This is a genomic window from Amycolatopsis sp. DG1A-15b, assembly GCF_030285645.1.
GTDB lineage: Bacteria > Actinomycetota > Actinomycetes > Mycobacteriales > Pseudonocardiaceae > Amycolatopsis.
In genome coordinates this window covers 2,534,538-2,550,366 of the sequence record NZ_CP127296.1, presented here as the reverse complement: position 1 = coordinate 2,550,366, position 15,829 = coordinate 2,534,538, and the positions used below count along the sequence as shown (strand labels likewise).

Annotated in this window: 12 protein-coding genes; 5 read left to right on the top strand and 7 right to left on the bottom strand. The window is 74.5% G+C overall.

Annotated features, from left to right (window positions below):
- Nucleotides 1–6: 6 nt before the first annotated feature.
- Nucleotides 7–465 (bottom strand): MarR family winged helix-turn-helix transcriptional regulator, encoded by a 459-nt coding sequence (locus tag QRY02_RS11630; protein ID WP_285991532.1) that lies wholly within the window; start codon nt 463–465, stop codon nt 7–9.
- Nucleotides 466–510: 45 nt separating this feature from the next.
- On the opposite strand from QRY02_RS11630, the gene QRY02_RS11625 reads away from it, so the two are divergent.
- Both QRY02_RS11625 and QRY02_RS11620 read left to right on the top strand, forming a co-directional pair.
- Complete coding sequence (locus tag QRY02_RS11625) at nt 511–963, top strand: nitroreductase family deazaflavin-dependent oxidoreductase (RefSeq protein WP_285991531.1); 453 nt, start codon at nt 511–513, stop codon at nt 961–963.
- Entirely contained in the window at nt 960–2,159 is a 1,200-nt protein-coding gene (locus QRY02_RS11620; protein ID WP_285991530.1) for an FAD-dependent oxidoreductase, read from the top strand. The genes QRY02_RS11625 and QRY02_RS11620 overlap by 4 nt, the downstream gene beginning before the upstream one ends.
- Here QRY02_RS11620 and QRY02_RS11615 read toward each other — a convergent pair.
- Nucleotides 2,129–2,590: an SRPBCC family protein gene (locus tag QRY02_RS11615; RefSeq protein WP_285991529.1), complete on the bottom strand. Its 462-nt coding sequence runs from the start codon at nt 2,588–2,590 to the stop codon at nt 2,129–2,131. The genes QRY02_RS11620 and QRY02_RS11615 overlap by 31 nt on opposite strands.
- A gap of 87 nt (nt 2,591–2,677) precedes the next feature.
- Here QRY02_RS11615 and QRY02_RS11610 point away from each other — a divergent pair, with 87 nt between their 5' ends.
- Nucleotides 2,678–3,112 carry a DUF4383 domain-containing protein gene (locus QRY02_RS11610; protein ID WP_285991528.1) on the top strand — a complete coding sequence of 145 codons (435 nt, stop codon included), beginning with the start codon at nt 2,678–2,680 and terminating at the stop codon, nt 3,110–3,112.
- On the opposite strand, the gene QRY02_RS11605 is transcribed toward QRY02_RS11610, so the two are convergent.
- On the bottom strand, nt 3,063–4,292 hold the full coding sequence (locus tag QRY02_RS11605; RefSeq protein WP_285991527.1) for a glycosyltransferase 87 family protein: 1,230 nt from the start codon (nt 4,290–4,292) through the stop codon (nt 3,063–3,065). The two genes, QRY02_RS11610 and QRY02_RS11605, sit on opposite strands and share 50 nt — an antisense overlap.
- Nucleotides 4,293–4,408: 116 nt before the next feature.
- Here QRY02_RS11605 and QRY02_RS11600 point away from each other — a divergent pair, with 116 nt between their 5' ends.
- Both QRY02_RS11600 and QRY02_RS11595 read left to right on the top strand, forming a co-directional pair.
- On the top strand, nt 4,409–4,633 hold the full coding sequence (locus QRY02_RS11600) for a hypothetical protein (RefSeq protein ID WP_285991526.1): 225 nt from the start codon (nt 4,409–4,411) through the stop codon (nt 4,631–4,633).
- A gap of 58 nt (nt 4,634–4,691) precedes the next feature.
- Complete coding sequence (locus QRY02_RS11595) at nt 4,692–5,891, top strand: cysteine desulfurase-like protein (protein WP_285991525.1); 1,200 nt, start codon at nt 4,692–4,694, stop codon at nt 5,889–5,891.
- 133 nt (nt 5,892–6,024) lie between these two features.
- Here QRY02_RS11595 and fusA read toward each other — a convergent pair whose 3' ends face one another.
- The 4 genes from fusA to QRY02_RS11575 form a co-directional block, all read right to left on the bottom strand.
- Complete coding sequence (gene fusA / locus QRY02_RS11590) at nt 6,025–7,965, bottom strand: elongation factor G (RefSeq protein ID WP_285991524.1); 1,941 nt, start codon at nt 7,963–7,965, stop codon at nt 6,025–6,027.
- Between the two features lie 284 nt (nt 7,966–8,249).
- On the bottom strand, nt 8,250–9,935 hold the full coding sequence (locus QRY02_RS11585) for a PucR family transcriptional regulator (protein WP_285991523.1): 1,686 nt from the start codon (nt 9,933–9,935) through the stop codon (nt 8,250–8,252).
- 52 nt (nt 9,936–9,987) lie between these two features.
- Nucleotides 9,988–11,814: a hypothetical protein gene (locus QRY02_RS11580; protein ID WP_285991522.1), complete on the bottom strand. Its 1,827-nt coding sequence runs from the start codon at nt 11,812–11,814 to the stop codon at nt 9,988–9,990.
- A 358-nt stretch (nt 11,815–12,172) separates the two neighbouring features.
- Nucleotides 12,173–15,745, bottom strand: coding sequence for a discoidin domain-containing protein (locus QRY02_RS11575; protein ID WP_285991521.1), 3,573 nt, complete (start codon nt 15,743–15,745; stop codon nt 12,173–12,175).
- Nucleotides 15,746–15,829: the final 84 nt, after the last annotated feature.

Here is a 15,829-nt window from a genome sequence, read left to right as displayed (position 1 = left end):
GACAGGCTAACCCGCGTCCGGCGGCTCGGCGGCGTAGGCCCGGAGGATCTCCGTGGTGTCGCCGAGGAACCGGGCCACCACTTCCGCCTGCTCCGGGGCCAAGCCGTCCGTCAACCGGGTGATGGCGTCGACCAGCGGGGCCAGCGCGGCCCGGACCTCGGAGCGGGCCGCCTCGCTGACGACGAGGGTCACCCGCCGCCCGTCGTGGGGGTGCGGGCCGCGGCGGACGTGCCCGGCGGCCTCCAGGCGGTCGACGAGCACGGTGGCCGACGCGGACCGGATCTTGAGCGCGTGCGCGAGGTCGACCGTACCCATCGGGGTGCCGGCCGCCAGGTGCTGCAGGGCCTGCACGTCGGTCGCCCCGAGGCCGAGGCGCCGGGCCAGGGCGATCTGGACGTCGTGTGCGAGGGCGAGGAGCTCCCGCAGGGCGAGGTTCACCCGGAGCGCGACCGGACTGTCTTCCACCCGGTCATTCTAAGTTAGCTAGACAATCTAGCTATTCTTGCTACCGTGGACCTCGTGGACGTCCGAGCGATGAACGCCGAAATGACCGCGAAGCTGATCGACGCCCCCGCCGAGCCGCCGCCGGAAGGCGGGTACGCCCTGCGCGTCGTCGAGACGCGGGGACGCCGCACCGGCGAGCCGCGGCGCGTGCCCCTCGCCGTGGTCGCGTGCGGCGGCGGGCAGTACCTCGTCTCCCCGGTCCGCGACCGCGACTGGGTGGAGAACCTCCTGGCCACGCCGGAGTGCGCGCTGCTGTCCGGCGGCCGCCGCGAGGAGCGCCGTGCCGAGCCGGCCGGCGGCGAAGAGGCGGCCGCGGTGGTCGCCGCCTACCTGGCCGCGATGTCGGTGCCGTGGGCGATCCGGGCGTTCCCGGTCCGCCAGGACGCGACCCCCGCGCAGATCCTCGAGCACCTGCCGGGCATGGCGGTGTTCCGGCTGTCCACAGTGGACGTGCCGTGAGCGTCGCGATCGCGGGCGGCGGCCCCGCCGGGCTGCTGCTCGGCTACCTGCTCGCGCGCGCTCGCATCGAAGTCACCGTGCTCGAGTCGCGGTCCGACTTCGACCGCGACTTCCGCGGCGATTCGCTGCACCCGTACACCCTCGAACTGCTCGACCGGCTGGGCCTGGCCGAGGACCTGCTCGAACTCGACCACTTCAAGGCGCGCTCGTTCCGCTTCCACACCCCAGCCGGGGTCTACCGCGCGGCCGACTACGACCGCCTCCGCACGCCGTACGGCTACGTCGCCCTGATGCCGCAGGTGCGGTTCCTCTATTTCCTCGCCGAGCGGGCGAGCGCCCTGCCGTCGTTCACGCTGCGGACCAACGCCAAGGTCACCGGGCTGCTCGAAGCGGGCGACGGCACGGTGACCGGCGTGCGCCACCGCGGCGGCGAACTCGCCGCGTCCGTCGTCGTCGGCGCCGACGGCCGGTTCTCCACCGTCCGGCGGCTGGCCGGGCTCGAAGCCCGGTCGCTCGGCGCGACCACCGACCTGCTCTGGTTCCGGCTGCCCCGCTCCCCCGGTGACCCGCCGGACGCGGACCTCGACCTCTACTTCGGGCGCGACGCCTACGTCGGCGTCCTCGGCGGCGTCCGCGACTGGCAGGTCGGCTACAGCATCGAGAAGGGCTCGTACCCGGCGCTGCGCGAACGCGGGGTGGAACCGATCCGCGCGTTCGTGCGCGAACGCGTGCCGTGGCTGGCCGACCGGGCCCACCTGCTCACGGACTTCTCCCAGACCACGCTCCTGTCGGTCGACATCTCCCGCGTGGACCGCTGGTACCGGCCGGGCCTGCTGCTGCTCGGCGACGCGGCGCACGTCATCTCCCCGGTCGGCGGCAACGGCATCCTGATGGCGGTCCAGGACGCCGTCGCCGCGGCGAACCGGCTGGTGCCCGCCTTCCGCCGCGGCGGCGTCACCGCCGCGGACCTGGCGGCCGTGCAGGCCGGCCGGATCCGCGCGATCGAGCGGGTGCAGGCCGACCAGGTGCGGGGCGAACGGCGGGCGGCCGCCGCCCGGGCCCGCGGCCGCGGCACCGCACCCCCGAAACTGCTCAAGTACCTGTTCGCCGTGCCGGCGGTGCGCACCCGGGGCGCCCGCGGCAACGCCTACGGGCCGTTCCCGCCTCAGCTCGACGAATCCCTCTTCTCGTCGTAGGAGGTCCAGCCGCCCTGGCCTTCGGCCGCCTCGACGTCGGCGTCGGCGGACGCGGCGTGCGTCATCGCCGCGACCGTGCGTTCGAGGCCCTGCTGGACCTCGTCCCCGTCGGCTTCCCGGACGCTGTGCAGCGTGACGACGATTTCCGAGGACGCCGGGCCGTCGTCGCGGATGCGCAGCTCACCGTGGTAGTCGTCCGGGCCCTCCGCGCCCCACGTCAGCGACCGGGTCGCCGGATCGGTGTGCAGCCACGCCTCGCTCGCGACGCGGTTGCCGTGCACCTCGGCCTCGACGTGGACGCTGTCCCCGCCCTTCGGCTCGGCGACTTTCATCTGCGGGAAGTACCGGGGCAGGTTCTCCGGATGGCTCAGGAACGCGAACAGCTCGTCCGCGGGGATGTCGGCGGTCGCGCTGTGGCGGTACTCGGTCATCGTCTCACTCCTCGTCGGCGTCCGAATCGTGCCCGGATACCCGTGAAGCGGTGCTTTAAAAGGGTTCGCGCGGGGAACCCAGAAGGCATGACGGCCACTGAACCCGAGGCCCGGGCGCCCCGGCGGGGTCCTGCCCCCGTGCAGGGCATGGGCATGCTGATCGGCCTGCTGTTCCTCGTCCTCGCCGCGCTGGAGCTGATGGCCGGGGTGCCGGCCGGCGGCGGCCCGCGCGTGCTCTTCGGCGTCCTCGCCGTCTCCGGCGTGTGGACGCTGGTGCACCTGCTGACCGGCGCCACCGCGGTGTTCTGCACCCGCTCCTCGCGCTGGGCCGCCCGCTTCCTCCTGGTCGCCGGCGCCAGCTACGCCGTGGTGGGGCTCGCCGGGCTGCTCCCGCTGCCGCACGCGATCACCGACGCGCTGCCGATGAACACCGCGGGCGTCTGCTTCGACCTGGCGCTCGGCACCGCGATGCTCATCCTGGGAGCGGGCTGGCTCCGGCGCGGGCCGGCACAGCGGCGCTGACCGGGCCGGTTCGCTCCGGGAACCGCACCAGCACCGCCGTCAGCAGCACCGCGAGTCCGAACAGGACATAGCCGTTGCCGGTGAGCTGCTGGAGGAAGTTCCACTGCCGCTCCACCTCCCCGCCGCGCGGCCACCACCACTGCGGCCCCGCGACGAAGAGCACCGCGCCCGCCCCGGCCAGGACCGCGAACCCCCGCCGCCGCGTGCGGCGGGCCAGCTCCGCCCAGCCGAGCAGCACGACCACGGCCCAGACCCAGTGGTGGGTCCAGGAGATCGGCGAGACCAGCAGCCCCCCGATCGCGTTGACGCCGAGCGCGACGGTCCGCTCCCCCGCGGCCAGCGCGCGCCGCACGCCCAGCGCCGTCAGCACGAGCACCACCGCCACCAGCGGCAGCCACCACGCCGTCCGCGCCTCCGGCGGCACCCCGGCCCTGGCCAGCAGCCCGAGCAGCGACTGGTCGCCGGCGTAGGTCGGCTCGCCGACGCGGCCGGTGTCCCACAGCGCGCCCGTCCAGTACCGCACCGAGTCCGCGCCGGCGAGCAGGAACCCCAGCGTCGTCGCGGCCAGGAACGTCACGACGGCGGTCACCGCGGCCCGGCTGTCCCGGCGGAGCAGGAAGTACAGCAGGAACACCGCCGGCGTCAGCTTCACCGCGGCAGCCAGACCGATCAGCAGGCCACGCGGCCAGCGCGGCGTGTCCACCAGGACGTCCAGCACGACCAGCACCAGCAGCAGCAGGTCGAGCTGCCCGGCGTACAGCGTGCGCAGCACCGGTTCCAGCACCTCGGCGGCCAGCAGCAGCGCCGCCACCCGCCGCCAGTCGCACCGGGCGCCGAGTGCGCGCAGCACCGTCACCAGGACCACCGCCAGCACGCCGAGCGTGAGCAGGGTGAGCGCGAGGCAGGCGGCCCAGTACGGCAGGACGGCCAGCGGGGCCAGCAGGATCGCCGCGAACGGCGGATAGGTGAAGAGCAGGAGCTGACCGTCGCCGGTGGGCGGGAGCGTGCCGTAGAGCGCCTGGCCGTGCCACAGCGCCGCCGAGCCGAGCCGGTAGACGTCGAGGTCGACGCGGTAGGCCGGGAACCGCCACCGGCCGCCGTTGCACGACACGAGCACCGCCACCAGCACGAGCAGCTGGGCGCCCACCAGCACGTACTTGTTCCCCAGCCTGCCTCGCACCCTGCTCCCCCTCCGCCTACCCCACGCATTCTGTCGGGTCCCGGCCCGGGCACCATCCGGGAAACCCCCGAACCGACCCGGGGAAAACCGGTTGCCGCCCGTGCCACCCTGTGCGGATGGGGACACCGGAGGGCTTCGCCTACCGCGACGAGCAGGGCACCGTGACCATCACGCACCACGGCCGGCCGGCCGGGACGCTGCGCGGGGCCGCCGCCGCCCGGTTCCTGGCCGCGGTGGCGCGGGGTGACGACCAGCAGCAGCTGATGGCCCGGGTGACCGGCAACTACAAGCACGGCAACGAGCGCCGGGCGCGGGAGCACCCCCGCAACCGCGGACGCTGACGTTCGAGGGCCTCGCCGGATCTTGAGGCCGGTGGGCGCCGTTCGGCATGCTGGCGGCGTGACCTACGACGTTCAGACGATCCGAGCGCACTTCCCCGCCCTCGACGGCGGCGCCGCCCACTTCGACGGACCCGGCGGCTCGCAGGTCCCCGACGTCGTCGCGGAAGCGGTGGCCGGCACGCTGTGCGCGGCGATCGCCAACCGCGGCGTCGTCACCGCGGCCGAACGCCGGGCGAGCGCGGTCGTCGCCGAAGCCCGCCAGGCCGTCGCCGACCTGCTCGCCGCCGACCCGGCCGGCGTCGTCTTCGGCCGCAGCATGACGCAGCTGACCTACGACTTCTCCCGGACGCTGGCCCAGAAGTGGGGTCCCGGCGACGAAGTCGTCGTGACCCGCCTCGACCACGACGCCAACATCCGCCCGTGGGTCCAGGCCGCGGCGGCGGCCGGCGCCACCGTCCGCTGGGCGGACTTCGACCCGGCCACGGGCGAACTCGCGCCGATCGGCGGCCTGCTGTCGGAGCGGACGCGGCTGGTCGCGGTGACGGCGGCGTCGAACCTGCTCGGCACCCGCCCGGACATCCCGGCGATCGCCGCGGAGGTGCACGACGCGGGCGCGCTGCTCTACGTCGACGGCGTCCACCTGACCCCGCACGCGGCGGTCGACGTCACGGCTCTCGGGGCCGATTTCTACGCGTGCTCGCCGTACAAGTTCCTCGGGCCGCACCTCGGCGTGGTCGCGGCGGCGCCGGCCCTGCTCGAAACGCTGCACCCGGACAAGCTGCTGCCGTCGGCCAACGCGGTCCCGGAGCGGTTCGAGCTGGGCACGCTGCCGTACGAGCTGCTGGCGGGCACGACCGCGGCGATCGATTTTCTCGCGGGGCTGGTGCCGGGAACGGGCCCGCGCCGGTCGCGGTTGGTGGCGTCGATGGCGGGGCTGGAGTCGCACGAGGACGCGCTGCTGGCTCGGCTCGACGCCGGCCTGGCCGCGCTGCCGGGCGTCACGCGGTACGGCGCGCCGGGGCGGCACCGGACTCCGACGGTGCTGTTCTCGGTGGAGGGGATCGCTTCGCAGGCGGTGTACGAGCACCTCGGGGCGCAGGGGGTGAACGCACCGGCGGGGAGTTTCTACGCGATCGAGTGCTCCCGGCGGTTGGGGCTGGGCGACACGGGGGCGGTCCGGGCGGGGATCGCCCCGTACACGACCGACGACGACGTGGACCGGCTGCTGGCCGGGGTGGAATCGCTGCCGCGCGGCTGAGCGCGGATCCGTGCCGGTCCCTCCGTGACGGAACGGCCGGCACGTGTGATCGGGGCGTCGACACGCGTGATTGCCGGGTCGACACGCGGGGTGGGTGGCGAGCCGGGGAAACCCCGGCTCGCCACCCTCGAGCTCACGGCACCGGCGCGAACCCCGCCGGACGGGCGGTGAACGTGCCGCGGCCCTGCGTGCGGCTCCGCAGCCGGTTCGCGTAGCCGAACAGCTCCGCCACCGGCACCGTGGCCGTCACCACCGCCGAACCCGGCCGGACCGCCGAGCCGGCCACCCGGCCGCGGCGGGCGGCGAGGTCGCCGAGCACGCCGCCGACCGCGTCGGGCGGGACCGTGACCACCACCTCGGCCACCGGCTCGAGCAGGCGCAGCACCGACGAGCGCAGCGCCTCACGCAGCCCGAGCCGGCCCGCCGTGCGGAACGCCAGGTCCGACGAGTCCTTGGGGTGCGTCGCCCCGTCGGTCAGCGTCACGCGCAGGCCCGTCACCGGGTGCCCGCCCAGCGGCCCCTCGGCCAGCGCGTCCCGGCAGCCGGCCTCGACCGCGCGGACGTACTCGCGCGGCACCCGGCCGCCGACGACCGCCGAAGCGAACTCGAAGCCCTCCGGCGCCGGCGAGACATCCAGCACCACGTGGGCGAACTGGCCCGCCCCGCCGTCCTGCTTGACGTGGCGGTACACCAGCCCCGTCACGCCGCTGACCACCGTCTCGCGGTGCGCCACCGAAGGACGGCCCACCGCGACCTCCAGGCCGCGGTCGCGGCGCAGCTTCTCCACCGCCACCTCCAGGTGCAGCTCACCCAGCCCGGACAGCACCGTCTGCCCGGTCTCCGGATCGACCCGCACGACCAGCGACGGGTCCTCCTCGGCCAGCCGCGACAGGGCCGCCGTCAGCCGCTCGCCGTCGCCGGCCCGCCGGGGTTCGACCGCCACCGAGACCACCGGGTCCGCCGTCACCGGCGGCTCCAGCAGCACCGGGTCGCCGGGCGCGCAGAGGGTGGCGCCGACGCGCGCCGCCTTCGGCCCGGCGACCGCCACGATGTCGCCGGCCGCCGCACTGTCCACTTCGGAATGGCGGTCGGCCTGCACGCGCAGGACGCGCGCGATGCGCTCGGTGCGTCCCGCGTCCGTCACCTGGTCTCCCTTCCGCAGCGTTCCCGAATACACCCGCAGGTACGTCAGCCGTCCCGTCGCCGCCGAGACGACCTTGAACACCAGTGCGGCCACCGGCGCCGCCGGGTCGGCGGGCCGGTCGGGCCGCACCGGCGGGACGTCCGCCGGCGACGGCAGGTACGCGACGACGGCGTCGAGCAGCGGCTCGATCCCGCGGTCGCGGTAGGCCGCCCCGCACAGCACGACGAGCCCGTCGCCGCTGAGGGTCAGCTCCCGCAGCGCCTTCTCCAGTGTCTCGGCCGAGATGGTCCCCGCAGCGCAGAACTCCTCCAGCGCCAACGGATGCAGCTCGGCGACGGCCTCTTCCAGCACACGCCGGCGTCGCCGCGCCTCGGCCGAGGCGTCCACCGGCAGGCGGACCAGGTCCACGACGCCGGTGAAGCCGTCCTCGCGCCCGATCGGCAGCTGCACGACCAGCGGTGCCGGGTGCAGCCGCGCCCGGATCGAAGCGACGGCGGCGTCGAGGTCGGCGCCCGCGCGGTCGAGCTTGTTGACGAACGCGATCCGCGGCACGCCGTGCCGGTCGGCCTGGCGCCACACGGTTTCGCTCTGCGGTTCGACCCCGGCGACGGCGTCGAACACGGCGATGGCGCCGTCGAGCACCCGCAGCGACCGCTCGACCTCGGCGGTGAAGTCGACGTGGCCGGGGGTGTCGATGAGGGTGAGCCGGTGGCCGTTCCAGGTGCAGCTGACGGCCGCGGCGAAGATGGTGATGCCGCGGTCGCGTTCCTGCGGGTCGAAGTCGGTGACGGTGGTGCCGTCGTGGACCTCGCCGGTCTTGTGGGTGGCGCCGGTGCGGTGGAGGATCCGTTCGGTGACGGTGGTCTTTCCCGCGTCGACGTGGGCGAGGATGCCCAGGTTGCGGACGGTGGTCAGGGGTCGGTTGCGCACGACACGGTCCTTTGTGGACGAACTGATCGGGACGGCGCGATTCCCCGCGGCGGGTTTCAGGAACGCGTCACGGGGTCCGGTGCGAGCCGCGCGGCAGGCACCGGGGACGCGAAGACACCAGGATCACCTCGGACCGCGGACGGGAAGCGACAGCGATGCGGTGACGCACGGCCGGCTCCCTTCGGTCGACGCGGTGGACGGGTTCCGGGGAAGGGTAGCGACGGGCGCACCGGCGGCCAACGCATTTTCCGCGGGCCCGCCCCGGGTTCCGCCGTGTCGACCCTTCAATCACGCGTGTCGGCCTTCCGATCACGCGTGCCGGCCTTCCGATCACGGGCCGGTGGGGCCACCACGCGGAGCTGGAGCATGGCCGCGAACCTCGCTTCCGGGTCCGCCAGGTCGAAGCCGCCGACCTCGGCGAGGCGGCGCAGGCGGTAGCGGAAGGTGTTCGGGTGCACGTGAACCGCCGCGGACGCCGCGATGACGTCGCCGAACGCGTCCAGCCAGGCTCGCAGCGTCTCCACCAGGTGGGCTTGGTGCTGGGCGTCGTAGTCGAGCAGGCGGGCGACCGCGCCGGTCGGGCGGTCGCCACGCGCGGCGACCAGGTCCTGCAGCTCCAGCAGCAGGGCCTCGACGTGCACGTCGGCCAGCAGCGCGACCCGGCGGCCGGCGCCGCTGCCCGACCGGAGCACGCGCACCGCCCGGTCCGCGCTGCCGCGGGCTTCCGGCAGCTCGGCCGCGCTGCGCGCCACCGGGCCGATGCCGACCACCGCGCGGACGCGGTCGCCGACCCGGTCCAGGAAGTCCGTGGCGATCCGCAGGGCGCGTTGCTCGGCGTCGGTGTCGCGGGTCACCGGCACCAGCCCGTAGGCCGTGTCGCCGACCAGCGCCGCGGCGCACCGCGGGTGCACCGCGCTCAGGTGCATCGCCAGCCCGTCGCTGAGGCGCTGGCGGCCGGCCGCCAGCTCGGCGCCGGCGGCCCCGGTGTCGAGCACCGCGAGCGCCAGCACGACGACCGGCTGGTCGGCCAGGCCGAGCCGGCTCAGCGCCTCGCGCGCGGCGGGCCCGCCTTCGAGAGCGGTGCTCAGCAGGTCCGCGCGCAGCCGCCGTTCGACATCCGCGCCCGCCCGGACGCGCAACAGGTGCAGGGCCACCAGGCGGGCCGCGTCACGCAGCGCCTGCGCACGGTCGGGCGTCAGCGGCTCGCTCACCGCGGCCCAGATCGAGCCGAGGATCTCGTCGCCCGCCCGGACCGCGACGGCGACGCGCGGGAGCATGAACCCGGCCGGGCTTTCCGCCGGCCGGTCGACGTAGACCGGCTGATCGCTGCGGTAGAGCTCGCGGAACACCCCGCGTTCGGCCAGCATCCGGGCGAACCGCTCGGGGACCTGCCGGCCCAGGATGGTCTCGACGCGCGAGGGATCGGCTTCGTCCTGCCGTCCGGAGAACGCGAGCACCCGGGACCGCCGGTCCTCGATGGTGACGGGCGCGTCGATCAGCGCGGCGATCGCGTTGGCCACCGCGAACAGGTCACCCGACGGCAGCCCGGCCAGCGTCTCCGGCTGGGCGTCGCCGACGTCGCCCTCGGCCAGCAGCGACCGCAGCATCGCGGCGAGCTGGGTCCAGGACGCGCCCCGCGCCAGGCTGAGCAGGGCGACGCCGGTCTCCCCGACGGCGGCGGTGATCGCCGCGGTCACCGTGACCGGGGCGCGCAGCACGAGCCCGGCCGCGTCTTGGCGGGCCAGCGTCCGCAGCTGCCGCACGACCTCGTCGGGGTCGGCGAGGCCGACGCCCAGCACCAGGGCGTTCTTCGGCAGCGCGGGCTCGTCGAGCGGATCGTGGATGGCGACGCCGCCGATGCTGCCCGGGCGGTCGCCGTCCCCGAGCACCAGGTCCAGGAGCGTGCCGCCCAGGTCGTCGAGGACGCGGGCGAGGCCGGCGTGCGGGCGCAGTTTCACGGAAACGAGCACCTCCCGAAGCTAGGCGCGACGCCGCCAGCCTAGTTCGTCGCCGACGACGAAATCAGCTTCCGATCTGGTGCCGGCCGACGAATTCCTCCCACCAGGGGATGAGCCGGAAGGACGCGTCGCCGAGCCCGCGGAAGAACACGCGCGGCGAGCCGGGCCCGAACTCCGGCTCGTGTTCGTGCCGGCTGTAGCGCCTGCTCTCCCAGACGTAGAGCGGGACCCCGGCGGGGATGACCGGCTCCTCCTCCTCGAGGTACTGCTCGGTGACGAGGACGACCCGGTCGTGCCCGGCGGCGGGTGCGGCGGTGCGCAGGTCCGTGGAGTGCCAGCGGATCAGGGCGTGCAGCGGGGATTCTTCCGGCTCGAGCGGGAACCGGCCGCCGCCGAGGAGGACGACGTCGGCGTCCTCGCACCGCTGTGCCAGGGCGAGCCCGAAGACGATCCGGGTGTCGCTGCGCGGTTCGACCACGACGAGGGTGCGCCCCCGCAGCCGGGGGACGGCACCGAGGCTGTGCCGCGCACCGGCGGCGAGGGCGGGTTCCCACCGCCGGCTGTCCACGCCGGCCCAGGCCGCGGCGAACCGCAGCGGCCCCACCCCGGACGCGCGGACTTCGCCGGGATCCCCGATCCGCGCGGCAACGGCCATGGCGGTCTCGAACCCCATCCCGGCGGCATCGAGCCGGCGCAGGTGCGCGAGCAGGGCGGCGAGGGGCAGGTGCGGGATCAGCGGTTCCAGCCGGGCGAGGCCGCCGGGCCGCGCCAGCAGGTCGGCCACCGGCAGGGCCGCGAGGAGGGTTTCGGCGTGTGCGGGGGTGGTGGCCCGCCGCAGCTGGGCAAGCCACTGCCCGGGCGGCGGGTGGCCGGAGTTCGCACGGAGCCGGCCGAGCAGGTGCAGCGGCCCGGCGAGCGCTTGGTGCGCAGCCGCCGGGGCTCCGGGCCGTGCTGCCACACGGCCTCGCTCCGACGATCCGGCCGCCACCTCGGCCGCCGGCTCCACCTCCACCGAGCCCTGCCCTAGAGGCCCGGATGTGACCTCGGCCTGCGGCGCTCCCGGCTGTACTGCCGCACGGCCCCGCTCCGACGATCCCGCCTGCACCTCATCTTCAGCCGCCAGCTCCGCTGGCCCCGCCGCCACAGAGCCCCGCCGCAGCGATCCCCCCGGCACCACATCTTCAGCCGCCAGCTCCGCTGGCCCCGCCGCCACAGAGCCCCGCCGCAACGATCCCCCCGGCATCACATCTTCAGCCGCCGACTCCCCCGCCACCCGGCCCCGCCCCCCGAGCCCGGCCGCTGCCGGAACCTGCCGCCGCACCTCGTCTCCGGTACCGGCCCCGGCCGCCGACCCGCCGCCCACGTCAGCCTCGCGCCCACCGGAGCCTCCCGCCGGGGCCGCCGCGGCTTCGTTCCCCTCACCAGGGATCCCGGCCCAGCTCCGCACCAGCGGCAACGTTTCCGGGATCGTCCGGACCTTCCCGTGCCGCCGGGCCAGTGCGTGCCGGAACAGGTCGCCCTGTGCGCTGTCGCGGGCCTTCGGGTGGACGCGCCTGATCACCTCGCCGAACCGCAGGGGCCGGGGCGTGCCGACGCCGTGCAGCCACGGCAGGTCGGCGCGGATGAAGCCCATCTCGAAGTGGTGGCCGCCGTCGTCGTACGCCAGCAGGGCCGGCTCGTCGTACAGGCGGGTCACCGCGTCGGCCACGCCGCGCTTCACCGGCTTCGGCAGCGACGGCCCGTACGCGAAACTCCAGTACGCCAGCAGGTGCCCCGGGTCGTCGGCGCGGCGCAGCACCGACGCGATCACCTGCCGCGAGACCCCGTGCTCACCCCGCTCCAGCCGCCCGGCCACGAACGCCGCCGCGCCGGCCAGGGCCGCGTACCGCATCGGGGTCTCGACCCGCAGCCAGCGCAGGAAACCCGGCGCCCACGTCGGATCCGCCGCCCGCAGCAGCGCGACGTACCGCTCCTTCTCTTCGCGTGGCCACGCGAAGAACGCGTCCTGGTACGCCGCTCTGGCCAGGACCGTCCGGTACAGCTCTTCGATGACCGCCCCTCCCCCACGTCAGGCCCGCGAGCGAGGAGAACCGAGACCCGGATCGGCTCCGGGCTGGTCGTCGGCGGACGGTGAGGGGAACACGTGCCACCCCTCCACTCGCTCCGGAATCGCGACCCACAGCCACGCACCGGAACTCCCCGCTCGCGAGCCCCGCCAGCGTAGCGGTGGGGTCCGACAAAAACCGCGGCTAGCTCAGCTTCGCGGCCACGTTGTACGCCTCCACCAGCAGTTTCGCGTTCGGCACCCGCCGCCGCGGCTCGACGCGGATCGTGCGGCTCTCCCCCGGCAGCAGCCAGAAGTAGTTGTCGCCGTAGCGGGTCGGCAGCACGCGGTCGGTGCCGTTGCGTTCGCGCAGCGACAGCCGGATCATCGCCGCGACGGTCCTCCCGTCGTTGCGGACCGTCGCGGTGTAGGCGTCGCCGTCCGGCCGCAGCGACGTGCTCAGGCGCGCGCCCGGGAGCTGGTTGAGCGCGCGCATCGCCGCGTCCGTCCGGTACCGCCAGTACGTGTTCTCCGACAGCACCGTGCCGCGGCCGTCGGTCAGGGTCAGCCGGAGCAGGTGCAGGTCCGGCAGGCCGTCGGCGAACGGGACGGTGAACGCGGCCGCGGCCGAAACCGGGGCCACGTCGAGCTTCTGCTGCCGGGCTTCACCGAGCGCCGTCCCGTCGAGGCCGTGGAGCCGCGCGGTGACGGTCACGCCGGTCAGCGCGCCCGGCGTGTGGTTGACCACGCGCACCTGCCACGTCGTGAGGTCGGCTTGGACGTGCCGGGCCTCGCACCCCTTGCGTGCGCCGTAGTAGCTGCCGTTGACCTCGAGGTCGTAGTCGTAGGTCTGCCACACCGTGCTGTGCCACGCCGGGTGCGACATCCACAGCAGCACACCGGTGGCGTCGGCCCACAGCTTCGCGTTCCACGCCTCGAAGATGGCGCGCATGCTCTCGTAGTTGACGAACTGCGCCTTGCGGCAGAACTCGGCCAGGCTCGTCGACGGCGCGAGCCGGGCGTCGATCGCCGCGAGGTAGCTCTGCGGCGACTGGTTGCCGCCCGTCGACCAGTCGTGCAGGAACCAGGGCGCGCCGATCGGCCAGCCGGGGTCCCCGGCGCCGACCAGGTTGCGCATGCTCTCGACGACCGACACCGTCGGCAGCCCGATCTCGCTCCAGAACCCGTACTTGCCGCCGGTCGCCTCGCCCGAGAAGTACCGCTTCGGGTCTTGCCAGTAGTACGGTCCGTCGCCGGTGATCACGCCGCCCGCCGAATTGCCCTGGTAGAGCAGGTCGGTGTGCGTGTGGACGAGGTCGCGCAGCGCGTTGTCGAGGGAAGGCGGCGGGGTGCCCTCGTTGCAGCCGAACCAGACGGTCGCGCACGGGTGGTGGCGGTAGCGCAGCACCGTGTCCTCCGCCTGGGCCAGGAAGATGTCGTGGTTGGCCGGGTCGGTCGACCAGCCGTCCCAGAACTCGTTCCACAGCAGGATGCCGTACTTGTCGCAGGCGTCGAACAGCTCCGGCCGGTACGACGAGCCGACCCAGTTGCGGATCAGCGTGAAGTTCATGTCGCGGTGCATCGCGACGACGGCGTCGGCCCGCTCGGACGGCATCCGGCGCAGCAGTTCGTCCCAGCCCCAGCTGCCGCCGCGGGCGAAGATCTTCACGCCGTTGACGAGGAAGGTCAGCGGTTTCGGGCTGTTGTCGACCGCGGCGACGTCGGTCCAGGTGCCGCCGTCCTGCGACACCTGGATCCGGAACGTCGCCGCGTAGGCGGTTTCCCAGGTCAGCACGACGCGGTCGAACGCCGTCGCGGCGCCGAGGTCGACCTGCAGCCACTGGTCGTCGCTGTATCCGGACGTCCAGCGCGTGTTCGGGTCGCCGTCGAACGCGCGCTCGGGCGGGTTGCCGTCGGCCACCGACTGGGCCGCCGACGGTTTGCCCTGCGCCAGGTCGGTGCCCGGGTTCCCGCTGTCGACCACCGACATGGTCCAGAGCGAGAACCCCCAGCCGGTGGCGCGCTTGAGCCCCCGCATGCGGACGAACCGGGCGTTCTGCGGCGCGAGGTCGACGGTCTGGGTGGCGCGGCCGTCGGCGATGACGATCGGCAGGTCGTAGGAGTAGCCGATCTCGCGCAGGCCGATCTTGACCGTCCGGCGGTCGCTCGTGGCCGCGCCGATCGCCGCGGTCAGCGTCAGGTCGTAGCGGTCCGGGTCGCCGTAGCCGTTGGGCCACCACAGCTTCGCGTTCTCGGCCCGCTGCTTCGGGAACACCACGTCGGTGCTCTGCCCGGGCGGGATGGTGACCGTGCTCGCCACGTTCACCGGGCCGAAGGCGGCGGTGACCTTGACGCGCTGGGCGGTCGCGGCGGCGTTGCGCACCGGGACGGTGAGCGTGACCTCGGCGGTCTTGCCGTCGGGCACCTTCGTGTCGACCCGGACGTCCCCGAGCAGGGCGGCGCCGGTGGAGCGCAGGCGGACGTGGTCCCAGAGACCCGCCGCGCGGTCGCGCACCGCGGGCATCCAGTCCCAGCCGGAGACGGCGAGGTAGGTCGGCGAGTTGTCGAACATCGTGCCGCCGGCGTCGACCCAGGAGCTGCCGTCGGCGCCCTTGTCGCCGGGGCTGCCGGGCCGCGGCATCGGCGAGATCTTCACGGCCAGGACCTGCTCGCCGGTGCGGCGGAGCGCGGCGGTGACGTCGTGGACGCCGCGGCCGAACGGGTGGCTCTGCGTGGCGATTTCGGCCCCGTTGAGCCAGATCTGCGCTTCGTGGTTGACGCCGTCGAACTCCAGCCAGACGTGGCGGCCCGGGGAGGTGTCCAGGCCGCGCGGCAGGGCGAAGCGGCGGCGGTACCACCAGGCGTGGCGCGAAAGCGCTTCCGGGACGTGCAGGTTGTTCATCCCGGACACCGGGTCGGGCAGCTGCCCCTGCTCGACGAGCGAGGCCAGCACCGTGCCGGGCACGGTCGCCGGGAGCCAGCCGCGGGTGTCCACGGTGGAAGCCGAAAGCGTCTTGCCGTCGCCGGTGGGCGCCCAGTCGTCCATGGTGAGCACCCAGCCGGATTCGAGCGGGACGGTGCCGTCGGCCGCCACGGCCAGTGCGGGCGGCTCGTCGTCCGGGCGCACCGGGAAGCTCGTCCAGCCGCGGACCGCGGGCCGGGCCTCGCGGCTGGTGCCGAAGACCTGGAAGCCGTTGAGGCCCAGCGGGTTCGTCGTCGAGCGGCGGCTGGCGGTGAAGCGGACCCAGCGCGCGGTGACGGCCAGCGGGATCGTGACGACACCGCCGGTGCCCGCGTCGGTGTGGTGCACGGTGCGCCAGGCCTTGCCGTCGCCGGAGACGTCGAGGTCGAACGCCGTCGCGTAGCTGGACTGGACCTCGAAGCCGCTGGTGCGGGAGCGGGAGGCGCCGGCGTCGAAGGCCGGGTCGCCGGGCCGGGCCTCGAAGGTGAGGACCACGGATTCGATGGCGCACGGGGCCTGCAGGTCGACGACGATCCACTGGTCGTCGCCCCGGGCGGCGCGCCAGCCGGAGCCGCGAACGCCCGTCCGGGCGAGACCGTCGACGGCGAACTCGGCCGGGGTGGCGGCGTAGTCGGTCGAGGAAACCCGGACCGGCCGGAACAGCGCGAGGTCGCTCTTGCGGCTCCCGGGCGCGGCCGACGCGACACCGGGCAGGACGGCCGCCAGCCCGAACCCGGCCAGCAGCCCGGTTCCCGCGGTCAGGACGTGCCGGCGGGACAGGGCGGTCACCTCCGCGCGCTCGTTCTCCTCCGCCATGCGGACTCCGTTCTTCAAGCGGCAACCGGGACCTGGCGGGGTGGGGCGCCGGGGACTGACAACGTTGCCAGGAAGCTTCCGCCG